The organism is Paenimyroides tangerinum, from assembly GCF_003865405.1.
GTDB classification, from domain to species: Bacteria; Bacteroidota; Bacteroidia; order Flavobacteriales; family Flavobacteriaceae; genus Flavobacterium; species Flavobacterium tangerinum.
Map to the genome: position 1 here is coordinate 1 of NZ_RQVQ01000020.1, position 23,455 is coordinate 23,455.

Genomic DNA, 23,455 nt, shown 5'->3' on the forward strand with positions numbered 1-23,455 from the left:
TTATCTTCCAAATTTATTTTTGTTAAAATTTAAATTTGTTTTTTCTTGATTTGTATGAACTTCTGTTTTTCAACGGTGCAAATATACCGCCTTATTCTTGTGCCAAACAAGCTTTTTTGAAGTTAATTTTTGATTATTTTTTAGTAAGCTGATGCTAAAAGATTTAAGGATTGAAAATTTGTAAATTTGCTGATTCGAGGATTTGAAAATGAAATAATAAAGATATTGAAAACTTCTTATCCATATAAACTCTCTTAGATACAAACCTTGTAGGTTAACCTATAAAGGAAAATAAAAACTCCAAAAGAGTTTGAAACTCTGTTGGAGTTAGTGAAGAATTCATCCTATCGTCGGAATAACAGAAAAAAAAACTACAGGGTTTTGAAAACCTTGCAGGTTAACTTTGACCTTTAACTTTTATCCACAGATGCACGGATGAAATTTCAAAATTTAAAATTTAATGATTAAAAAATGAAATAATGAAGATGTTGAATACTTCTTAATCTATGTAAACTTTGTTAGATATAAACCTACAAGGTTTGGAAAACCTCGCAGGTTAACGTATAAAGAAAATAAAGAGTCCAACAGAGTTTGAAACTCCGTTGGAGTTAGTGAAGGATTCATTTTATCGTCGGAATAAAAGATAAAAAAATAAACCTACAAGGTTTGAAAACCTCACAGGTTAACTTTATGACTTTATGACTTTAAACTTTCAAACTTTAAGACTTTAAGACTCTTCTTGCGTTAGGGATTGAAGCGATATCCTTTTTTTTATTTTTAGAACACATTATATGACTCAAGGAATGAGATTCTGAAACAAGTTCCTTTAGATTTGAAAATCTTAAATTGTAGTATAAAAAGAAGAGAAAAGAGTTTGAGTACACTATAACGAGTTCAGAGCTATATAATCTCATATGCTGATTAAGACTCAACTCTTTCTTATCAAATTCTCAAATAGAAATTCGGGTTAAAAACCCATTAGTAAGGAATCGAGTTATTGATAAGTTTCTCCTCTCATTAAATTCAGAATAACAATAGAAAATATTAAAAAAAGATTTAGCGGAAAGCCCGACCGAGCGGTTTCTATTACATAAAATTTTACTCATATATATAATGAGCGAGGGAACGCCCAAAAAATAAATTTCTATAAAGATATTAATTAGTCATTTTTTTTTAATTTTAAAGAATGAAAACACAAATATCTTGGAGCGATTTCGAAAAAATTGACATTCGAGTTGGAACTATTCTTGAAGCTAAACCTTTTGAAAAAGCAAAAAATCCGTCGTATCAACTTTGGATTGATTTCGGTGAACTAGGAATTTTAAAATCTTCTGCTCAGATTACACATCTTTATGAATGTGAAGATTTGATTGGAAAACAAATTATGGCTGTGGTCAATTTTCCTGAAAAGCAAATTGCAAATTTTATGAGCCAATGTTTGGTCTTAGGTATTGTTGGAACTGAAAAAGAAGTGGTTTTAATTGAACCTGAGCGCAAAGTTACGAATGGTTTTAGAATTGGATAAAAGTTTTTAAAACTGTATTTTTGCCAAAAAATATTCGGAATGAACATAAAATTACTTGCTATCGGAAAAACAGACAATAAAGCGTTGCAAACTTTAATTGATGATTACACCAAGCGTTTGTCGTTTTACGTAAAATTTGATTTGGAAATCATTGCCGATATTAAGAATGTAAAAAACTTATCTGAAAAACAACAGAAAGAAAAAGAAGGCGAACTGATTTTATCGAAAATCGGAAGTACTGACCATTTGGTTTTACTTGATGAAAACGGAAAAACGTTTTCGAGTGTTGGTTTTGCTGACGAATTGCAAAAGAAAATGAATGCTGGAATTAAAACTTTGGTTTTTGTGATTGGCGGTCCGTACGGATTTTCGGAAGAAGTTTATAAAAAAGCAAACGGAAAAATTTCTCTTTCCGCTATGACTTTTTCGCACCAAATGGTGCGTTTATTTATAATCGAACAAATTTATCGTGGTTTTACGATTCTTAAAAATGAACCGTATCATCATCAATAAATGAAAACTTTTGTTTTTTGAGGTAAAGTATCTGCCGTTGTAATTTTTACCATTTCTTGAATAAATTTTTCTGTAGAAATATTTTTATCAAAACGTAACGTAAGAGAATCCGTTGGTTTTTCAGTAATAAATTCTAAACCATCAATTGGTAGATAAGCCGTTTTATTGGCAACCGTATCGATATATAGAAAATACACTTTTTTATTATCTGAATGCATTCCTTCGGCATATTTTTTTGCGATTAATCGTTGCACATCTGGCAGGATTTCCCCGATTGGCAAATTACTTTCAACGCTAAAAACCCAATCGGTATTTCCGATTGTATTGTTTTCGTTTATCGATGCAGAACCAGCGTCATCTTTTATGATATATATAGGAGATTGTTTGATTAATTCGGGAACGATTGTTTTATCTGCTCTCGAAATTTTCATCTCATTTTTGCCGCAAGAAGCCAATAACAAAATCATTGTTAAAGGTAAAAACTTAATTATTTTCATATATTTTTTGGGTTAATTTCACACATTCAACAGCTTCTTTTACATCGTGAGCCCGTAATAATTTGGCGCCTTTCATTAATGAAATCGTATGTAAAACTGTTGTTCCATTAAGAACTTCAGTTGGTTCTGTGTTTAAAAATTTATAAATCATTGATTTTCTTGAAAGCGCTGAAAGTACTGGCAAGTTGAATTCGTTTAGTAATTCTAATTTATTTAAAACTTCATAATTCTGATTTAATGTTTTCGAAAATCCGAAACCTGGATCGAGAATAATATCGACAATTCCAAACGATTTTGCGGTTGCAATTCGTTCTGAAAAATAAAACATCATATCTTTCATCACATCGTCATAATCGGTAAACTTTTGCATATTTTGAGGTGTTCCTTTCATATGCATCATAATGTACGGAACTTTATATTTCCCAACCACTTCAAACATTTTTTCATCAAGAAATCCAGCCGAAACATCGTTAATAATTGTTGCGCCATTTTCAATACATTGTTTGGCAACTTCTGAACGAAACGAATCAATTGATAAAATAACTTCAGGAAAATGTTTGATTATTGAACTAGCAATAGGCAAAATACGATTTAACTCTTCTTCTTCAGTTACAAAATCGGCGTTTGGTTGTGTAGAATATGCGCCTAAATCAATTATCGAAGCGCCGTCAATCAACATCTTTTCGGTTTGCTTTAGAAAATCAGTTTCGGTTTTGTATTTTCCTCCGTCGTAAAATGAATTTGGTGTACAATTTAAAATTCCCATCACTTTCGGAACTTCAAAATCCATCAATTTTCCATTACAATTTATTGTCATTGCTCAAGTTTAAATAATATATAACAAAAATAATCAATTTCTGAAGTATAATATTTTAAAAGCTGAAGTTTATTCTTATTTTTGATAAAAATAAGATTTTTAATAATGAACAATACTTCAGAACAATATAATACCATCATTTCGATTTGTAAAAATTTGTACACGAAAAAATTACAAGATTATGGATGTGCTTGGCGCATTTTAAGATTACCTTCTTTAACTGACCAAATTTTTATTAAAGCGCAACGAATTCGTAGTTTACAAGAAAACGATGTTAGAAAAGTTGATGAAGATGAATCGTCAGAATTTATTGGAATTATCAATTATTGTGTGATGGCATTGATTCAAATTGAAAAAGGAATTACTTCAAAACCTGATTTATCAAACGAAGAAGCAATTGCTCTTTATGATAAACACATCGAAGAAACAAAAAATTTGATGTTTAATAAAAATCACGATTACGGTGAAGCTTGGCGCGAAATGCGTGTGAGTTCTTGCACCGATATTATCTTACAAAAACTTTTACGCGTCAAACAAATTGAAGATAATCAAGGTAAAACTTTGGTTTCTGAAGGTATTGACGCAAACTATCAAGATATGATTAACTACGCTGTTTTCTCATTGATTTTAATGGGATTTGCAGATTCAAATTAATAAAAAATAAAAAAAGTATATGAAATTTATCACCCAAATCGCCCGTTTTTTTGTTGGATTTTTATTCATCATTTCTGGATTAATTAAATTGAATGACCCAGTTGGATTTTCGTTTAAATTAGATGAATATTTCTCCGAAGCTGTTTTCAACGTTCCCTTTTTACAACCTTTAGCATTAAGCATTGCTGTATTTGTTGTAATTGTAGAAGTTGTTCTTGGAGTTTTATTATTGATTGGTTTCAAGAAAAAATTCACTTTATGGAGTTTATTCTTGATGATTTTATTCTTTACTTTCCTGACTTTTTATTCGGCTTATTTCAATAAAGTTACAGATTGTGGATGTTTTGGTGATGCATTAAAACTAACACCTTGGCAGTCTTTCTCAAAAGATGTTGTTCTATTGGTTTTAATTTTGATTTTATTCGCTGGTCAAAAATATATCTTACCTATTTTTAAATCAAACGGAGCTAATTATGGTTTATCATTTATTAGTTTGGCTTTATGTGGTTATTTAGGTTTTCACGTTCTAAATCATTTACCAGTTATTGATTTCAGAGCTTATAAAGTTGGAACTAATATCCGTAAAGGAATGGAAATTCCTGAAGGCGCACCAGAATCTAAATACGATATCATTTTTAAATATAACGTTAATGGAGTTCCTACCGATTTCAAAATGGATGAATTAGTGAATTTACCAGAAGGAGCTGAGTTTATTTCACGTGAGGAAATTTTGTTAGTTAAAGGTTATGAACCACCAATTCACGATTTCTCGATTGAAAAAGATGGTGAGAATTTTATGGACCAATTATTAGAAGAACCTAAGTTATTGATGTTTGTTAGTTATAATCTAAATTTAGCTTCTGAAGATGGATTGGCTGCATTAAATAATATTTCAACTCAAGCTAAAGAAAAAGGTTATCAAGTGATTGCGATGACAGCTTCTAATCAGGAAACTATTGAAGATTTCAATAAAAAATATAATTTCAATTTCGAATTCTATTTTTGTGACGCAACAACTTTAAAAACAATCGAACGTGCAAATCCAAGTTTAGTTGTTTTAGAATACGGAACAATTGTTCAAAAATTGCATTGGCAAGATGCATCTAAAATCTCATTAAAATAATTTGTTACGATACTTTTTTAATAAACTTGGTTACGGAATTTTAACGCTTTGGGGCGTTATTACGGTTGTTTTCTTTTTGTTTAATATTCTACCTGGCGATCCAGCCCGAATGATGTTAGACCAAAATGAAAACTCTGAACAATTAGCCATAATCAAAAAGAAATACGGTTTTGATTTACCTATTTCACAACAATATTTAAATTATTTAAACGATTTATCTGTCATTTCATTACATTCAAAAAACACAGATAATTATACGTTCTTTGACGAAAATAAATACAATGGAATTAAACTTCTAAGTTTAAATAATTCTGACGTTGTTTTAAAAGCTCCATATTTAAGAGAAAGCTTTCAAAAAAATGGTAAAAAAGTAACTGATATTATTGCTGAAACTTTACCTAACACCATTTTCTTGGCTTTTTTTGCTGTAGGAATTGCAATCTTCTTAGGAATTTTTTTAGGAATTTTATCTGCTTTATATAAAGATACCGCTTTTGATAAAACCATTGCAATCATTAGTACTTTCGGAATGAGTTTACCTTCGTTCTTTTGTGCGATTCTTGCTGCTTGGATATTCGGTTTTGTTCTTAACGAATATACCGGATTAAATATGACCGGAAGTTTATATGAAGTCGATGATTTTGGAGAAGGCGTTCATTTACAACTTAAAAACAGTATCTTACCTGCTGTAGTTTTAGGAATTCGTCCGCTAGGTGTGGTTATTCAATTGATGCGAAATTCTTTGTTAGAAGTTTTAAATCAGGATTACATTCGAACAGCAAAAGCAAAGGGATTGTCTATGTTTAAAATTGTTTATAAACACGCTTTGAAAAATGCTTTAAATCCAGTTGTAACTGCTGTTTCAGGTTGGTTTGCTTCGATGCTAGCTGGTTCTGTTTTTGTTGAATTTATATTTGGATGGAATGGACTTGGTAAAGAAATCGTTGATGCTTTAAATAATTTAGATTTACCAATAATAATGGGTTCTGTGTTGGTTATCGCCACAACTTTTGTTGTAATTACCATTTTAGTTGATATGATTTACGCCTATTTAGACCCAAAAATAAAATTGAATTAAAATGAAAAAAAATATATTAATTGCTATTTCTGCTTTATCGCTTATCTTAGTTGGTTGTAAAAAAAATGAAGAAAGTAATATCACAAAAGGTCTTGAGTCTATTGATAATAAAATTTCAAATGGAATTAATCATTTGAAAGATACTTTAAAAATAAAGCACGATACAATTGTAATTCACGACCAATTCAGTACGGTTACATTAAATAAAGAATTCACGAATTTACAAGGAAGTAAAGTCGCATTTAAAAACATACTTGCTGAAAATAAAGGAAAGACGATTGTAATTGATATTTGGGCTTCTTGGTGTCCAGATTGTATCAAAGGAATTCCGAGTATAGAAGAAGTTCAAAAGCAATATCCAGATGCGGCTTATGTTTTCTTATCTTTAGATAAAACTGAAGAAGCTTGGAAAACAGCAATTGAAAAATACAATCTAAAAGGTTCGCATTATTATTTAAATGAAAAAATGAGTGGTGAATTTGGAAAATCAATTGATTTAGATTGGATTCCACGATATATCATCATCAATAAGGAAGGAAAAATTGCCGATTATAAATCAATCGCAGCAGATGATAAAACATTCCTTTTTACTTTAAAAAAATTAGAAAAAAAAGACAATTAAAATATGAGACATTCAATCGTAGCAGGAAACTGGAAAATGCATAAAAATGCACAAGAAACTTCAGCTTTCTTAAATGAATTAGTGAACGATTTACCAAACGATAAAGAAGTAGAAATTATCGTAGCACCGCCATTTACAAGCTTATTAATTGCTACACAACAATTAGAAGGAACAAACATTGGAGTTGCTGCACAAAATATGCATCAAGCTGAAGGTGGAGCTTTTACAGGTGAAATTTCTGCTGATATGTTAACAAGTATCGGAGTTGATATTGTGATTTTAGGACATTCTGAAAGAAGACAATATTTCAAAGAAACTGACGGAACGTTAGCTAGTAAAGTCGATACTGCTTTAAGACACAATATGCGTGTTATTTTTTGTGTTGGCGAAGAATTGAAAGATAGAGAAAGTAAACAATTCCAAAATGTAGTTTATTATCAATTAAAAGATGCTTTGTTTCACTTACCAAAACAAGCTTGGGAAAATATCGTAATTGCTTACGAACCGGTTTGGGCAATTGGAACTGGATTAACTGCAACACCAGAACAAGCTCAAGAAATGCATCAGTTTATTCGTGAGCAAATTGCTCATCAATACGACCAAACAGTTGCAAATAATACTTCGATACTTTATGGAGGAAGTGTGAAACCAGAAAACGCTAAAGAGATTTTTTCTAAACCAGATGTTGACGGTGGTTTGATTGGTGGAGCTGCATTAAATGCAAAAGATTTTTCTGCGATTGTAAATGCAATATAATTTTTAAAAGCTGTAAATTTGATTACAGCTTTTTTTATTAAAATTTCAGTTATGAAAAAGTATCTTATTATATTATTCGGATGTTTTACTTCGATTTCATTTGCTCAAACTAATGTTTTTGGCCCAACAATTTCATATCAAACACAAAGTGGAAATATGGCGAAAATTGGTGGATTCTATTTACATAATTCGCAAAACAACTTTACTTATAAAATTGACGCTACTGCAAATTTGGCTTATTTTAGAGACAAGTTTGTTGCAATACCTGAAGTAGGTTTTACCTATTATCCCAAACCTGATTTCTTACTTTTACCGATGATTGAGGCAGAAGTTTCACCTTATACGATTACTCCAAAAGTTGGATTTTCAGTTTTGACCATTGTAGATTTTTCTTTTGGATACGGAATTGAAACCCAAGTTAAAAAAGATTTAAAACCTATTAAAGGATTTACTTTTTCATTTGGATTGAATATTCCACTAACTTGGTAAATTAACAAAATAAACAACAGCCTCTTTAGAAATATTGAGGTTGTATTTCACACAATCTGATCTAATGAGTAGAAACAGTTATAGAAACAATTTTACCATTTGAACCTTGTACCCAAACTTGTAAACCAATAGATTCAAATTCATAAACATATTGAGGAATATCATCATCCTCAAAATTTAAACAATCTACCTCTCCACAATAGTTCTCGCCTATTTGCGAAATAAACTCGTTAATAGTAAGACCAATTAGATTGCAACCTTTATATAAAAGTTCACTATAACATCCAATACATTCAATCAAATTGTTATGAACATATAATGTAATTTCTGGACAATCTAATGAATGATGAACACCGGGTACATGTAAATCAGAACTAAAATCATTGATTTCAAAAGAAAATTTTTCTAAATAATCATTAATGTTTGAATTTAAAATAAAATCCCCAACTGAATAAAATACGTTTAATATTGGAATCAATTGATTGCATTTTAATAATTTAATTCATAAACCATAAAAAATCTCATTCAATTTCAAAGACTAAATCATCTTTCAAATTTAAAATGCTATCCTTATTTACAAGATTCAAAAATTTAGAATATTCTTCATTTCTATACGGAAACTCTTTTGATTTAGCACTTATTATATTATCACCAAATCTATAGTAAACTTTTTTAATCATAAAGGTCGAATCGTAGTAAATTTTTAAACAATACTTCGGAGATGGCGAAAACGAAATTTGACTTACATATAAGTTCTCATCTATTTTATAATTAAAATTATTTACATAAACTGACTGACGTAATTCGTTATCATAAACGTCATATTTTTTGTAAAAAGTTTCTTTCGTCATAAACACTGAATCATCTAAACTAAGACTCTTGGTTGTTATCAAAATACCTTTATTTTCTTTTAAAATATATTCGTCAAATTCAGTCTTAATTAAATTAATTTCACGTTCAATCGAATCCTTAAATACGATTTTTATCTTATCATCTAATTTCTCAACTTGTATTGAGCTGTTATTATTACTATCTAGCAAATCAATTCTTTTAGAACAAGATGCGTAAAATATAAGAATCAAAATATTGAAAAAAATATTACACTTCATAATAATCAGGGTAAAATAAAACTTTCTAAATTGGAAAAATTTTCATAAAGAATAAAATACGTTTAATATTGGAATCATTTGATTATATTAATCAATAATAATTACAAAATACATAATTTTTATTTATAAAAAAAATCGACTAAAAGCCGATTTGTATTTTAATAATTGAAACGTCGTTTTTTATTCAATTCTTTTTCATTCTCAATGATTTCTGTAGGAACAACTTTCAAAAAAGATTGATGTTGTTCGATTGCAAATTCAATTTTTTCTACAATATCTTCAATCGAATCGTTATCGTAATCAATATCCAAGGGTTCTTTGATAACCATCGATTGTAAAATTCCTTTTTTCTTTAACCAAATTCCTTTTCTATCAAACGAACGTCTGAAACCATCAATTACAATCGGAACCACAATTGGTCTGTGTTCCTTAATAATATGAGCCGTTCCTTTACGAACTGGTTTAAACGATTTTGTAGTTCCTTGCGGAAACGTAATCACCCAACCGTCTTTTAATGCTATTTTAATATTTTCGGTATCGTTAGGGTTTACAGCTTTTTTATTTTCAACATCTTTTCCTTTTTCACGCCAAGTTCTTTCAACCGTAATTGCACCTGCATAACTCATAATTCGAGGCAAAATACCCGATTTCATTGTCTCTTTAGCAGAAACAAAATATAAATTTAATTTAGGATTCCAGATATAAAAAACATTTTTGATGCTATCAACTCTTCCTTTTAAACTTGCGTTAAATACATGGAACATCGAAACCACATCAGCAAAATAAGTTTGATGATTTGATATAAAAAGTACATTTGTTTCTGGTAATGATTTGATAATTTCAGAACCTTCAATTTTCAAATCGTTAAAACCTCTGTAACGCTTGTGCGTGATAAAACCAAAGATTCTTATGAGCCATTTTTTAAAAAGAAGTACATGCCCGAACGGATCTTTCTTCAATAATCCCATAAAATATATTATTAATCAAGATGCAAAGTTACAAAACTTACTTATAAAGCTTTACTAATAATATCTTTAATTTCGCTTAATATCATTGCAGTAGCTCCCCAAACAATATGATTTGAAATTATGAAAGCAGGAACTTCAATATTTTTTGCATAAGAAGTTGATAATTTTACGTTAGAAATCAAACGATTATCTAACAAATCTTGAATTGGTAATTCTAAAATATGAGAAACTTCACGCGAATCAATTTTCGGAAAAATAGCTTCTGTCGTGATTCCCATAAAAGGTGAAACTAAAAAATTACTTGGCGGAATATACAATTCAGAAAATGGTTTTATGATTTGAATTTTATCTTTAGCAATTCCGACTTCTTCTTCTGTTTCTCGTAATGCTGTTTCTTGTAATGAAGCATCAAAAATTTCCATTTTTCCACCTGGAAACGAAATTTGTGCAGAATGAATTCCAGGATATTCAGAACGAACGATTAATAATAAATTGGTTTGCGTATCTTTGGGGTAAAATAACGAAAGTACCGCAGATTTTCTAGGATTATGAATTGAATAATCATAATTTTCATAATATTTTAATCGTTCCAAAGGAGCCATTTTTATATGCGCTTCAGAAGAAAGTAAAGGTTCTTTTTCAATTTTTGGGATTAATTCTAAGAATTTATCGAATAACATAAATCATTTTCTTTAATAGAAAATAAAAGTAGAAAATTTAAATATATTTATATCTAAAAATAAATTAAAATGTTCAGTAAAGAAGAAGTACAACAACTTAAAAGACAATTTTGGATTGATTTTGCAGAAGCTTATCCTCGAAAATGGTTATTGTTTGATACAAAAATTAAAGATTTTGCGTTTAAGTTTTATGTAGATAATAAAAAAGCAATGGTTATGCTTGATATTGAATGTAAGGATGAAGAAAAACGTAAAATTTATTATGAAAAAATTGAATCGCTTAGAACCTTATTGTTAGAAGAACATGTTGCTGATGCCATTTTTGAAAGAAACTTACATCTTGAAAACGGAAAATTAATAAGCCGAATTTGGGTTGAATTGGATAAAGTAAGTTGTAATAATAAAAATACCTGGCCACGAATTTTCGATTTCTTCAACGACCAAATGAATGCTTTCGAGATTTTCTTCTATGAATATGAAGATTATATTCGAGATTTAGAATTAAATACATAAAATAGATATATTTACTTTTTTCATATAAAAACGGATTGCTTAAAAAATTTTACATATTATTATTTCTGATTTTGTGTCTTCAAACAAAAGCACAAAATAATGATACTATACCTAAAAAAAATCCGATTGAAAACAATCAAAAACCTAAAAAAAATAAATTTATAAAATCGATTGAAAAATTATTATATAAAAAACCAAATCAAAAACCATCAAATCAAAAGGAAATAAAAAAAAATGAATCAATAAACTATAGTTCTTTTGAAGGGAAAATTATTCGAAATATTGACATAGAAACCATGGATCCTTTTGGAAATTCAATTGATGATTCTACCCAAATAGCTCAAAAAAGATTTGAAAAACTTGGAAATAAAGCACATTTAAAAACTAAAAAATTTACGATTCGAAATATTTTATTATTTAAACCAGATCAAAAATTAGATTCAGTAAAAATAAAAGAAAGTGAACGTTTGATGCGTACACAACGATATATTCGTAGAGTTAAAATTACACCTGTTCTGATTCCAAACAGTCCAGATTCAGTAGATATCGACATCAAAGTTCTTGATTCATGGAGTATTTATCCAACCGGATCATTGTCAAATTCTGGCGGTAGAATTCGTTTGGTTTCTAGAAATTTTGGCGGTTTTGGTCATTATTTATCAACGCAATACAAAACAAATTTCGTCCAAAACAAACATGCTTTCAATGCGCAATATCAAGTAAATAATATCAAAAACACCTTTATCAATGTTGGAGGTTTATATGATATTGATTTTGCGAAAAATCATCAAAAATCAGTTTATATTCAGCGTCCTTTTTATTCACCTCTAACAAAATATGCAGGTGGAGCGACCTTATCGAAAATTTTTTATAAAGATTCGATTCCTGATGTTACGAACAACAATCAAATCACTAATATAAAATATAATATTTATGATGTTTGGTTTGGAAGAGCTTTTCGAATCTCAAAAACTAACGATAAAAACATTACAAACTTAATTACTACACTGAGATACAATGTAGTTAATTACAAAGAAAATCCTATTCCAACCAACGATCCAGAAGGTGTTTATTCAGACCAACAATTTGTTTTAGGTTCTGTTGCAATCTCTTCGTCACAGTACAAGCAAACCAAATATTTGTTTAATTACGGATTGATTGAAGATGTCAATTATGGTAAAAACTTTTCAATAACCGGAGGTTTACAATGGAAAAATCAAATTTTAAGACCTTATTTAGGTGCCGAATTTTCCTTAGGTAAGTTTGTGAATGATAATTATCTTGGAATAAATGTTGAATGGGGAACATTTTTTAATGCAAACAAGCCAGAACAAAGTGTGCTTAGTGTAAAAGGAATGTTTTTTTCGAGAATTTATGAATACAAGAATTGGAAATTTAGACAATTTTTTAACCCTGAATTAGTTTTTGGGTACAATCGATTAGATTACACAAAAGATCGAATCAATTTAAACGGAGCAGATAACGGAATAGATGGTTTTTATAGCTATAACTTATTTGGAACAAAACGAGTTTTACTAAGTTTTCAAACACAATCTTATGCACCAGGAAGCTTACTGGGATTTAGATTTAGTCCGTTTTTGTCAGCTTCATTTGGTTGGTTGGGAGATGAAGATAACAAATTTGTTTCAGATAATATGTATTCAAAAATTGCTTTTGGTATTTCATTAAACAATGATTATCTTGTTTTTCAAAACATTCAAATCTCAATTGCACTTTATCCAACAATTCCAGGAAATGGTAGAAACATCATAAAAACAAATAACATACGAAATGATAACATTGATTTAATGCGTTTTAACTCTGGTAGTCCAACAACAGTTCCTTTCCAATAAAAAAAATGAGTATCTTTGCACAATGAAGATAATCCACAAAATACTGTTTTTAGTTTTGTTTTCGCAGCCCATTTTTGCGCAACAAATCACTGTGAATAATACGTTTACGAATCAACAACTTATTGATGGTTTCATAAACGGAACTTGTACGAATATTTTAAACGTCAACTTTAACGGTCACACTTTTTCTGACGGAATGAAAAGTTGGGGATATTTTAATAAAGCACAATCTAACTTTCCGTTTGAGGAAGGAATTGTACTTACAACAGGTAAGTTATCTGCTGCACCAGGACCAAGTTTTTCAATTCTGAGTGATGGTCCAAGTAGTTGGTCTGGTGATATGGATTTGCAAAATGCAGTAAATATCAACAATACTTACAATGCTTCAAGTTTAATTTTCGATTTCATTCCGACTGCGAATACCATTCGATTTGATTATATCTTTGCTTCAGAACAATATTTGATTAATGGAACACAAAACCAATGTAGTTATACAGATGGATTTGCCTTTATTCTAACAAATGTAACTGCAGGAACTACACCACAAAACCTTGCTTTGGTTCCTGGAACAAACACACCAGTAACTTCAAGCACAATTCGTGGAACAGGCGGACTTTGTCCTGCTTCTAACGCTCAATATTTCGCAAGTTATAACGACATCAATTCACCAATTGCATATAATGGAAATACGGTTCCAATGCAAGTTGAAACAACCGTTATTCCTGGAAATACATATCGAATCAAAATCGTAATTGCCGACCAAGGAAACGCACTTTATGATTCGGCTGTTTTTTTAAGAGCAAATAGTTTCAATGCAGAAATTGACCTTGGTGCAAATAAGTTAATCGCAAATAACAATGCTTTGTGCGCTAATCAAACGTTAACTTTAAATGCAACAACAGCTAATGCAACTTATGAATGGTTTAGAAATGGTAATTTAATTACAAATCAAAATCAAGCCACTTATACCGTAACTGAAACTGGAACTTATAAGGTAAAAATCACACAACAAAACGGATGTATTTCTGAAGGTGAAATTACCGTAGAATATGAATTATTTGATTTCGAAGAAACCGTATCACTTCAAGTTTGCGGAGTTGCAAATGAGAATACGGCAGCATTTAATTTGAATGATGCAATGGATTTAATTACAAATGATCCTGTTGATTCAATTAGTTTTTATCAAAATAATAACAACGGAGTTTTGTCTGGAATCATTAATTCTACAATACCATATAACGCAACAAACGGAACACAGGTTTACGCTAGAATTATTTCTGAAAGTGGTTGTGAAAATGTTGGAACAATAAATTTATTGATTAATTCCGAAAACATTACACCAATCACACAAACTAAATGTGATACAGATGCAAATTCATCAGATGGTTTTACGAGTTTTAATCTTACTGAAATTGCACAAATAATTAGAACTGAAAATAATTTCACCCAAAATCATGATATTGATTTCTTTCTAACGGTTCAGGACGCAAATAATGATGAAAATACACTTCCGAATAATTTTACAAATACAATTGCTAATCAACAAGAAATCTATGCAAAAGTTTCTATTAATGGTACTTGTGTTGCAATCTTAAAAATATTTTTGAATGTTGTTAATACCGAAAGTGTTCAACAACAAGAACTTTCAATTTGTCAAGGTGAAACTATTACATTAACTGCAGCTTCACAAAATAACAATTACGTTTGGAATACAGGAGAAACGACTCAAAGTATTCAAGTTTCTACAGCCGGACTTTATACGGTTACGTATTTTTCTATTGATGGTTGTGAGATTACTCAAAATTTTAATGTAAATATTTCAAACGGACCAACAGATGTTCAAATCATCACAACAGATTTTAATGAATCTAACAATTCAATTACTGTAATTGTAAATGATGAAGGTATTTTTGAATATTCTTTAGACGGAGTTAATTATCAATTATCAAATATTTTCACTGGATTAGGAGTTGGAACTTTTACAGTTTATATTAGAGATTTGAATGGATGTGGAGAAAAAGTTTTGAGTGTTTATATTTTAGATTACCCAAGATTTATAACTCCAAACGCAGATGGATATAACGATACTTGGAGAATTCCTAACCTAACAAGAATGGATCCGAATGCAATCATTTCCATTTTTGATAGATATGGAAAATTACTTTATCGAATGAGATCACAATTTTCATGGGATGGAACATTTAACGGAAAACTGATGCCACCTAGTGATTATTGGTTTTTAGTCAACTATTCAAACGGAAAAGAATTAAGAGGACATTTCTCTTTAATCAGATAAAAAATACCCCTTGAAGATTAAACTTCAAGGGGTATTTCGTTGATATTACATTATTGTAAATTATTTAAACGAAGTAGCAATTTTAAGTAAAGCTTCTGGATTAGAAACTCCTTTACTAACATCCATCAATTTAATTTCATCAGAATCACTTGTTCCAGTTGACAACGGTAATTGCTGAGGAATTTTAGGCGTTTCTCCAAATAAATATTGATATAAAACAATTGAATTTAAAAAAACTGCATCATTCAAAGCATGTTTCGATGAATCTGAAAAACGTAATAAATCAGCTCCATCTTTTTTAGACACATAACCTTCTTTACCTTCATAAGCAGAAGTCAAAACGTCTGCAAAATTAACAACTCCTGCATTTGGCAAAGATTTCGCAACTTCTTTAACTATTTCAACAATTTGAGGCTGATATGTTTTGAAATCAGAAGTTTCAATATCAAGAGGAGTCATTAATTGATAAACATAAGTTGCAACACCCGGACTATTCTTTACTATCAAATCATGAAGCATTTTAGTATTCGAAGAAAATTTTCCATCTTCTTGAACTGATACACGAGTAGCTTCTTGCATGATTACGTAATCAATATAATTACCGTCAGTATCTGTTTGAGCAAACATTTTGTCAGCTTTGGATTTATTAGCTGATAAAACTTCGTCAATTCCAACACCCATTTCGACTAAAGTTAAAACTTCTACATTTTTACCATTTTCTTTGCATAAAGCTTCTAACATTTTTGGGTAACTCACAAAAAATTCTGTATGACTATTTCCAACAAACAAAACGCGAACGGTACCTTCTGCTTTAGGTGGCGTTGGTTTAGCAACTGTTTCCTTTGGAGTTGCGCCAGAATCATTAGTTGTAGTTCCTGTTTCATTTTTCTTATCGCAAGAAACTAACATTGTTATTGCAAATAATGAACTTAATAAGATTTTTTTCATAGTGATTGTAATTAATTATAAATATTAAAACAAAAATAACTATTTTAAGTTAAAACTTTAATTAATACACAACAAAATACCAAATAAAAACAAATTAAAATATTATTAAACAAAAAAATCCCTAAAAACAAATGCTCTTAGGGAATTATTATAATTTAATTATTTTTGCCATTCTTTTGTTTCATCAAAAACATGCTGAAGAATCGCTTGTTCCATTTCATCAAAGTCAACATGACGACGAGACATTACAATTTTTGCAGTTTCAAAAGCTTTTTTAGGTAAATAAGCCTGAGTTCCTTGCGCTCCACCCCAAGTAAAATTAGGTATGTAATTACGTGGAAAACCTGCGCCAAAAACATTTGCAGAAACTCCAACAACAGTTCCAGTATTGAACATGGTATTGATTCCACATTTTGCGTGATCTCCCATCATCAAACCACAAAATTGTAAACCTGTATTTTCAAAACGTTCGGTTTCGTAATTCCAAAGTTTCACACTTTCGTAATTATTTTTAAGGTTTGAATTATTAGAATCAGCACCAATATTACACCATTCTCCTAAAACTGCATTTCCTAAAAATCCATCATGTCCTTTATTAGAATATGCAAACATCACAGAATTATTAACTTCTCCTCCTACTCTACAATGTGGACCAACAGTTGTTGCGCCATAAATTTTAGTAGCTAATTTAACTTGAGCTTCTTCACACAAAGCAAAAGGTCCACGAATTACAGAACCTTCCATAATTTCAGCATTTCTTCCGATATAAATTGGTCCAGTGCTTGCGTTTAACGTACAGAAATTTAAAACTGCTCCTTCTTCAATAAAAATATTTTCGGCTCCTAAAACATTTACAGTTGCAGGAATTGGTTCTGATTCACGATCTTCAGTCAACAAATCAAAATCGGCACGAATTGCTGCGTCATTTTTTTGGAAAATATCCCAAGTATGTTCAACAGTCAAAATATCTCCTTCAAATTCAATCAAATCATACGAATCAAAATCAACTTCATCTTGAGAATTGGTTGTAAAAAAAGCAACCATTTCATCTCCATAAATTACGGCTTGATTTTCTTGAAGATTTTCTATTAATTCAACTAATTCAGGATTTGGTAAGAAAGAAGCATTTATCATCACATTTTCTTCTAACTCAACCATTGGATATTTTTCAGAAAGATATTCTTCTGTAATTGTAGTTGTTGTTGCTCCTAAAAACTTTTCCCACTTTTCACGAATTGTCAAAATTCCGATACGAATATCAGCAACCGGACGTGTAAAAGTAAACGGTAAAAGGTTATTTCTAACAGCACCGTCGTATAAAATATAATTCATTTCGTTATTTTTTTCAAATGTACAAAAATAGCTTTACTAAAATATAGAAAAATAAAAAAAGCCACTCTAAATAAGAATGGCTTTTGTATGAAATATTCAGAAAATTATTTACTGAATTTAGCGTATTTAGTTTTGAATTTATCAATACGTCCTGCAGTATCGATAAGTTTAGATTTACCTGTATAGAATGGGTGAGAAGTTCTAGAAATCTCCATTTTGAATACTGGGTAAACAACTCCATCAACTTCAATAGTTTCTTTAGTTTCAACTGTTGATTTCGTGATGAATACGTCTTCATTAGACATATCTTTAAACGCTACTAATCTGTAATTTTCTGGGTGAATACCTTTTTTCATGATAAATCTTGTTTGTTAAATGGGCAAAAGTTAGTTTGAAGCTTTATTTCTAAAGGTGTAAATAACCGTTACCTTTTTGTTATAAATTATTTTTGTTCTATTTCAGATTGCAAATTTACAAATAAATATGAATTTCCAAACATTTAAACTGCTTTTTTTCCATCTAATTATAACATTTCAATTCCTTACAATTTACTATATTTGTAATCTTATATATTTATCAAAAACATGAATCAAACAATTAAAAATATTGGTATTAAATTCGGATTACTTTTAGCCTTAATCCTTTCAATCATTAACGTTGGAATCTATTTTTATGATTATAACATCATGGCTTCGACAGCAAACGGATTTATTTTACTTTTTGTAATTATTATTTTTGGATTAATCTCAACAGCATTAGCTAAATTTAAGATTGGCGGTTTCATTACTTTTAAACAAGCTTTTACTCCATATATTTTAACGATTTCAATTGGAATTTTTATTTCTACAATTGTTCAATTCTTAATTTACAGTGTTATTGCCCCTGAAACTGGTGAATTATTAAAAGAAACACTTCGAAATATGTATGTGGAACAAATTATGAAATCTAACGGAACTCAAGAAGAAATTGCTGCTTCAATTGCAGAAGTTCAAAAAACAAATCCATTAGCTTTTGGAGGTTTGATTTCATCTGCTGTAATTCGAATTGCGATGCTTTCTGTTGCTGGAATTCTAATTGCTTTGATTTTCAGAAATCGTTCAGAATTCATAGCTCCAGTTGAACCGAAACAATAATCCAATGAATTTATCTATCGTTATCCCTTTATTAAACGAAGAAGAATCGTTACCCGAATTACACGCTTGGATTGTACGAGTGATGAATTCTAATAATTTCTCGTATGAAATTCTTTTTATTGATGACGGAAGTACCGATAATTCTTGGAAAGTAATTTCTGATATTTCTAAAAATGATAATAATGTGAAAGGCATTCGTTTTCAGAAAAATTACGGAAAATCTCAAGCATTAAATATTGGCTTTAAAAAAGCACTAGGTGATGTTATCATTACTATGGATGCCGATTTACAAGATAGTCCGGATGAAATTCCAGAATTATATGAATTGATTGTAAATAAAAATTACGATTTAGTTTCGGGTTGGAAAAAGAAACGTTTCGATTCGGTAGTTTCAAAAAACTTACCTTCAAAACTTTTTAATTGGGCAGCTTGTAAAACTTCTGGATTAAAATTACACGATTTTAATTGTGGTTTAAAGGCCTACAAAAACGAAGTGGTTAAAAACATCGACGTTTACGGAGAAATGCATCGTTACATTCCTGTACTTGCAAAAAATGAAGGTTATAATAAAATCACTGAAAAAGTTGTAAAGCACCAAGCTAGAAAATACGGAACATCCAAATTTGGAATAAGCCGTTTTATCAATGGTTTTTTAGATTTAATAACTATTTGGTTTTTATCTAAATTCGGAAAAAGACCGATGCATTTATTCGGTGCTTTAGGTGTTTTAATGTTCTTTATTGGATTTTGTGCAACGCTTTTTATCGGAATTTACAAATTATACAAATTATCAACTGGCGAACCTGCCATTTTAGTTACTAGTAATCCGTGGTTTTACATAGCTTTGACTACGATGATTTTAGGAACTCAACTTTTCTTAGCTGGATTTTTAGGTGAAATCATTTTAAAATCAAACAAGAAAGAAAAAAGGTACAAAGTTTCAGAAACACTTATGATTAAAAAATAAAAAACAACATGGAAATTAAAACTAACATTTTAGAAAAAGTAAATCAGTGGTTAACTCCAACATTCGATCAAGAAACAAAAGATAAAGTTAAAGATTTAATGACTTCATCTCCTGCCGAATTGGAAGATGCTTTTTATAAAAATTTAGAATTCGGAACTGGCGGAATGCGAGGAATTATGGGCGTTGGAACGAACCGAATTAATAAATATACATTAGGAAAAAACACACAAGGTTTATCTCAATACTTAAAACAAAGTTTCCCAAACGAAGAAATCAAAGTTGCTATTGCTTATGATTGTCGTCATAACAGCGATACGTTAGCAAAAGTAGTTGCAGATGTTTTTTCTGCAAACGGAATTAAAGTTTTCTTATTTGAAGAATTACGCCCAACACCAGAATTATCTTTTGCTGTAAAATACTTAAACTGCCACGCAGGAATTGTTTTAACAGCATCTCATAATCCACCAGAATACAACGGATATAAAGTTTATTGGCAAGATGGCGGACAACTAGTTCCACCACAAGATCAAGAAATTATAAATTTAATTGATAGTTTAAACTATGAAGACATTAAATTCGAAGCTAACGAATCGTTAATCGAATATATTGGAGCAGAAGTAGATGAAGCTTTTGCAGTTTCAGCTATTGAAAATGCAAGTTTCGATATCCCTACAGAAGCGAAAGAAAACTTAAAAATTGTTTTTACTTCGTTACATGGAACTTCAATAAAATCGATTCCAAATGTTTTGGCTAAAGCTGGTTATACCAATGTAAATATCGTTGCAGAACAAGCAGAACCAAACGGAGATTTCCCTACAGTAAAATCACCAAATCCAGAAGAACCAGAAGCCTTAACTATGGCTTTGAAATTAGCTGAAGAAACTAATGCAGATATCGTTATTGGAACCGATCCAGATTCTGACCGTTTAGGAGTTGCTGTTCGTGATAACAATGGAAAAATGGTCCTTTTAAACGGAAACCAAACCATGGTAATCATGACGGCTTTCTTATTAGAACAATGGAAACGTAATAACAAATTAACTGGTAAAGAGTTCATCGGTTCAACTATTGTTTCGACTCCAATGATGTTCAACTTAGCAGATGCTTATGGCGTTGAATGTAAAGTTGGTTTAACAGGTTTTAAATGGATTGCGAAAATGATCAAAGACTTTCCTGAATTAAAATTCATTGGAGGTGGTGAAGAAAGTTTCGGATTTATGGTCGGAGATGCAGTTCGTGATAAAGATGCGGTTGCTTCTACTCTATTAGTTTGTGAAATTGCCGCAATTGCTAAAGCTGCCGGAAGTAGTTTATACAAAGAATTAGAAAACTTATATGTTGATTTCGGTTACTTTAAAGAGCATTTAATTTCAATCACTAAAAAAGGAATTGAAGGTGCAAACGAAATCAAACAAATTATGACGAATTTACGTGAGAATCCGGTATCGGAATTAAACGGAGAACGAGTAGTTTTTATTGAAGATTACCAAAGCTCAAAAGCTTTAAATATGGATACAAAAGAATACGAAGATTTAAAACTTCCGAAATCTAATGTATTGATTTATTACCTTGCTGATGGCAGCAAAATCTGTGCTCGCCCAAGCGGAACAGAACCAAAAATTAAATTCTATATGAGCGTGAATATGCCAATAGAAAATGTTGAAGAAATCAAAGATGCAGATGCTTATTTATCTGACAAAATTGATAACATAATCAAAGATTTGAATTTATAAATTATATGGACGACAATTTAAAGAAAATAATTCCCTACACTAAAAAATACAAAAAGAATGTTGTGTTAAATATTGTTTTTAATGTTTTATACGCACTCTTTAGTACTATTAGTATGATTTTTATTTTTCCTGTATTACAGGTTCTTTTCAAAGAAGGTGAAAAAATCACCAAATATCCAAAATACACAGGATTTATTGATGCAATTAAAAATTGGCAAGACTATTTATTTTACTATGTAAATGAATATTCAAATAAATATGGTGTTTATTATGGATTAATGATAACTGTAAGTCTAGTTTTAATTACTTTCTTGCTTAAAAATTTATCTAATTATTTTGCTTTACAGAATATTACCAAATTAAGAAATGGTGTTTTGCGTGATTTACGTGAAAAAATGTATAATAAAATAGTATCATTACCTGTTTCTTATTATTCTGAAAAAAGAAAAGGCGATGTGATGTCACGTATGCTTGGTGATATTAATGAAGTACAAGCATCTTTCTTTTTAGTTTTAGAATTAATCATTAAAGAACCTTTAACTATATTATTTGCACTTGTTTCCATGTTTTTTATTAGTTGGAAATTAACCTTATTCGTATTTGTTTTTATTCCAATTTCTGCGTTAATCATAACAAAAATAGGTAAAACATTAAAGGCAAAATCCACGAAGGCACAACAAGAAAATGGATATTTAATCTCGATTACAGAAGAAACGTTGAGTGGTTTAAAAGTAGTTAAAGCTTACAATGCTGAAACTTATTTTTCAAAATTATTTAAAGAGTCTATTGATCGTTTGTTTAAAATCTCAAACTCAATTGCTAAAAAAAATAACTTAGCACAACCGATGAGTGAATTTTTAGGAATTGTGATTATTGGAGTACTTTTAGTTTATGGTGGAAATTTAGTATTGGTTGACAAATCTATTAAAGGAGCTGAATTCTTAACCTACATTGCACTAGCTTATAACATTTTAACACCTGCAAAAGCATTCTCTAAAGCATCATACCAAGTTAAAAATGGATTAGCAGCTGCAGATCGTGTTTTTGAAATTTTAGAAGTTAAAAATCCAATTGAAGATAATTCAAATGCTAAAATCATAAATTCGTTTGATAAAGGAATTGAAATCAAAAATGTAACATTTGCTTACAATGATGATGCCGTCTTAAAGAATTTTACTTTAGACATTCCAAAAGGGAAAACAATTGCTTTAGTTGGACAATCTGGTTCAGGAAAAAGTACGATTGCCAATTTACTAACACGTTTTTATGATGTAAACCAAGGAGAACTTTTAATCGATGGTGAAAACATCAAAAATATTTCTTTACATTCACTACGCGATCAGATGGGATTGGTTACTCAAGATTCAATTATGTTCAATGGTTCAATTGCCGATAACGTAAAACTTGGAAAATTAGATGCAAATGATGAGGAAGTTATTCAAGCATTAAAAGTTGCCAACGCTTACGAATTTGTAGCGAATCTTCCAGAAGGAATTCATACAAACATTGGCGATGCAGGAAACAAACTTTCGGGCGGACAAAAACAACGTATTTCTATCGCACGAGCTATTTTGAAAAATCCTCCGATTATGATTCTCGATGAAGCAACCTCAGCATTAGATACAGAAAGCGAACGTTTGGTACAAGATGCATTGGAAAAAATGATGCAAAACAGAACATCGGTTGTGATTGCGCACCGTTTATCAACGATTCAGAAAGCTGATAATATTGTAGTTATGAACCGCGGACAAATTGTTGAACAAGGCACACATGACGAATTATTAGCTAAAAACGGAACGTACGCAAAACTAGTTTCGTTGCAATCTTTTGAGAGTTAAAAATTTACAAA

General features: G+C 30.1%; 24 protein-coding genes. 15 read left to right on the top strand and 9 right to left on the bottom strand.

Annotated elements, in window-relative coordinates; genetic code table 11:
* Window positions 1-1,186: 1,186 nt before the first annotated feature.
* On the top strand, window positions 1,187-1,525 hold the full coding sequence (locus EG240_RS09795; RefSeq protein ID WP_125019219.1) for a tRNA-binding protein: 339 nt from the start codon (window positions 1,187-1,189) through the stop codon (window positions 1,523-1,525).
* A 39-nt stretch (window positions 1,526-1,564) separates the two neighbouring features.
* Complete coding sequence (rlmH, locus tag EG240_RS09800; protein ID WP_125019220.1) at window positions 1,565-2,038, top strand: 23S rRNA (pseudouridine(1915)-N(3))-methyltransferase RlmH; 474 nt, start codon at window positions 1,565-1,567, stop codon at window positions 2,036-2,038.
* Here the strand turns inward: rlmH and EG240_RS09805 are convergent.
* Both EG240_RS09805 and folP read right to left on the bottom strand, forming a co-directional pair.
* Window positions 2,032-2,535, bottom strand: a complete 504-nt coding sequence (locus EG240_RS09805; protein WP_125019221.1) for a hypothetical protein — start codon at window positions 2,533-2,535, stop codon at window positions 2,032-2,034. The genes rlmH and EG240_RS09805 overlap by 7 nt on opposite strands.
* Window positions 2,522-3,352, bottom strand: coding sequence for a dihydropteroate synthase (gene folP / locus EG240_RS09810; protein ID WP_125019222.1), 831 nt, complete (start codon window positions 3,350-3,352; stop codon window positions 2,522-2,524). Before folP ends, EG240_RS09805 begins: the two co-directional genes overlap by 14 nt.
* Before the next feature lie 105 nt (window positions 3,353-3,457).
* Here folP and EG240_RS09815 point away from each other — a divergent pair, with 105 nt between their 5' ends.
* The 6 genes from EG240_RS09815 to EG240_RS09840 are packed head-to-tail and all read left to right on the top strand — an operon-like array spanning window position 3,458 to window position 8,074.
* Window positions 3,458-4,006 (top strand): DUF1599 domain-containing protein, encoded by a 549-nt coding sequence (locus EG240_RS09815; protein WP_125019223.1) that lies wholly within the window; start codon window positions 3,458-3,460, stop codon window positions 4,004-4,006.
* Between the two features lie 19 nt (window positions 4,007-4,025).
* Window positions 4,026-5,129 (top strand): BT_3928 family protein, encoded by a 1,104-nt coding sequence (locus tag EG240_RS09820; protein ID WP_125019224.1) that lies wholly within the window; start codon window positions 4,026-4,028, stop codon window positions 5,127-5,129.
* A gap of 1 nt (window position 5,130) precedes the next feature.
* Window positions 5,131-6,207, top strand: coding sequence for an ABC transporter permease (locus EG240_RS09825; RefSeq protein WP_125019225.1), 1,077 nt, complete (start codon window positions 5,131-5,133; stop codon window positions 6,205-6,207).
* 1 nt (window position 6,208) lies between these two features.
* The gene (locus tag EG240_RS09830) at window positions 6,209-6,829 is read left to right on the top strand and encodes a TlpA family protein disulfide reductase (protein WP_125019226.1); all 621 of its coding nucleotides are present in this window, start codon (window positions 6,209-6,211) and stop codon (window positions 6,827-6,829) included.
* A gap of 3 nt (window positions 6,830-6,832) precedes the next feature.
* On the top strand, window positions 6,833-7,585 hold the full coding sequence (tpiA, locus tag EG240_RS09835) for a triose-phosphate isomerase (protein ID WP_125019227.1): 753 nt from the start codon (window positions 6,833-6,835) through the stop codon (window positions 7,583-7,585).
* A 51-nt stretch (window positions 7,586-7,636) separates the two neighbouring features.
* Window positions 7,637-8,074, top strand: coding sequence for a hypothetical protein (locus EG240_RS09840; RefSeq protein ID WP_125019228.1), 438 nt, complete (start codon window positions 7,637-7,639; stop codon window positions 8,072-8,074).
* Window positions 8,075-8,135: 61 nt separating this feature from the next.
* Here the strand turns inward: EG240_RS09840 and EG240_RS09845 are convergent, their stop codons facing one another.
* The 4 genes from EG240_RS09845 to EG240_RS09860 all read right to left on the bottom strand — a co-directional run bounded on the left by EG240_RS09845 (window position 8,136) and on the right by EG240_RS09860 (window position 10,831).
* The gene (locus EG240_RS09845) at window positions 8,136-8,552 is read right to left on the bottom strand and encodes a hypothetical protein (RefSeq protein ID WP_125019229.1); all 417 of its coding nucleotides are present in this window, start codon (window positions 8,550-8,552) and stop codon (window positions 8,136-8,138) included.
* A gap of 43 nt (window positions 8,553-8,595) precedes the next feature.
* Window positions 8,596-9,183 (bottom strand): hypothetical protein, encoded by a 588-nt coding sequence (locus EG240_RS09850; RefSeq protein WP_125019230.1) that lies wholly within the window; start codon window positions 9,181-9,183, stop codon window positions 8,596-8,598.
* 158 nt (window positions 9,184-9,341) lie between these two features.
* A complete protein-coding gene (locus EG240_RS09855) occupies window positions 9,342-10,151 on the bottom strand; it encodes a lysophospholipid acyltransferase family protein (RefSeq protein WP_125019231.1) in 810 nt (269 codons plus the stop codon).
* A gap of 41 nt (window positions 10,152-10,192) precedes the next feature.
* On the bottom strand, window positions 10,193-10,831 hold the full coding sequence (locus EG240_RS09860) for an NUDIX hydrolase (protein ID WP_125019232.1): 639 nt from the start codon (window positions 10,829-10,831) through the stop codon (window positions 10,193-10,195).
* 69 nt (window positions 10,832-10,900) lie between these two features.
* Between EG240_RS09860 and EG240_RS09865 the strand changes: the two genes are divergently transcribed.
* The 3 genes from EG240_RS09865 to EG240_RS09875 are packed head-to-tail and all read left to right on the top strand — an operon-like array spanning window position 10,901 to window position 15,493.
* A complete protein-coding gene (locus tag EG240_RS09865) occupies window positions 10,901-11,344 on the top strand; it encodes a DUF4268 domain-containing protein (protein ID WP_125019233.1) in 444 nt (147 codons plus the stop codon).
* Between the two features lie 35 nt (window positions 11,345-11,379).
* Window positions 11,380-13,197 carry a BamA/TamA family outer membrane protein gene (locus EG240_RS09870; protein ID WP_125019234.1) on the top strand — a complete coding sequence of 606 codons (1,818 nt, stop codon included), beginning with the start codon at window positions 11,380-11,382 and terminating at the stop codon, window positions 13,195-13,197.
* Window positions 13,198-13,219: 22 nt separating this feature from the next.
* A complete protein-coding gene (locus EG240_RS09875) occupies window positions 13,220-15,493 on the top strand; it encodes a T9SS type B sorting domain-containing protein (protein WP_125019235.1) in 2,274 nt (757 codons plus the stop codon).
* A 60-nt stretch (window positions 15,494-15,553) separates the two neighbouring features.
* Here the strand turns inward: EG240_RS09875 and EG240_RS09880 are convergent, their stop codons facing one another.
* From EG240_RS09880 to EG240_RS09890, 3 genes are all read right to left on the bottom strand, one after another.
* Window positions 15,554-16,441 (bottom strand): hypothetical protein, encoded by an 888-nt coding sequence (locus EG240_RS09880; RefSeq protein WP_125019236.1) that lies wholly within the window; start codon window positions 16,439-16,441, stop codon window positions 15,554-15,556.
* Between the two features lie 159 nt (window positions 16,442-16,600).
* Complete coding sequence (locus EG240_RS09885; protein ID WP_125019237.1) at window positions 16,601-17,773, bottom strand: GlmU family protein; 1,173 nt, start codon at window positions 17,771-17,773, stop codon at window positions 16,601-16,603.
* Window positions 17,774-17,877: 104 nt separating this feature from the next.
* On the bottom strand, window positions 17,878-18,129 hold the full coding sequence (locus EG240_RS09890; protein ID WP_125019238.1) for a type B 50S ribosomal protein L31: 252 nt from the start codon (window positions 18,127-18,129) through the stop codon (window positions 17,878-17,880).
* 228 nt (window positions 18,130-18,357) lie between these two features.
* Here EG240_RS09890 and EG240_RS09895 point away from each other — a divergent pair, with 228 nt between their 5' ends.
* The 4 genes from EG240_RS09895 to EG240_RS09910 are packed head-to-tail and all read left to right on the top strand — an operon-like array spanning window position 18,358 to window position 23,444.
* Window positions 18,358-18,906: a DUF4199 domain-containing protein gene (locus tag EG240_RS09895; protein WP_125019239.1), complete on the top strand. Its 549-nt coding sequence runs from the start codon at window positions 18,358-18,360 to the stop codon at window positions 18,904-18,906.
* Between the two features lie 4 nt (window positions 18,907-18,910).
* A complete protein-coding gene (locus tag EG240_RS09900) occupies window positions 18,911-19,873 on the top strand; it encodes a glycosyltransferase family 2 protein (protein WP_125019240.1) in 963 nt (320 codons plus the stop codon).
* Between the two features lie 8 nt (window positions 19,874-19,881).
* A complete protein-coding gene (locus EG240_RS09905) occupies window positions 19,882-21,606 on the top strand; it encodes a phospho-sugar mutase (RefSeq protein ID WP_125019241.1) in 1,725 nt (574 codons plus the stop codon).
* Window positions 21,607-21,611: 5 nt separating this feature from the next.
* The gene (locus tag EG240_RS09910) at window positions 21,612-23,444 is read left to right on the top strand and encodes an ABC transporter ATP-binding protein (RefSeq protein WP_125019242.1); all 1,833 of its coding nucleotides are present in this window, start codon (window positions 21,612-21,614) and stop codon (window positions 23,442-23,444) included.
* Window positions 23,445-23,455: the final 11 nt, after the last annotated feature.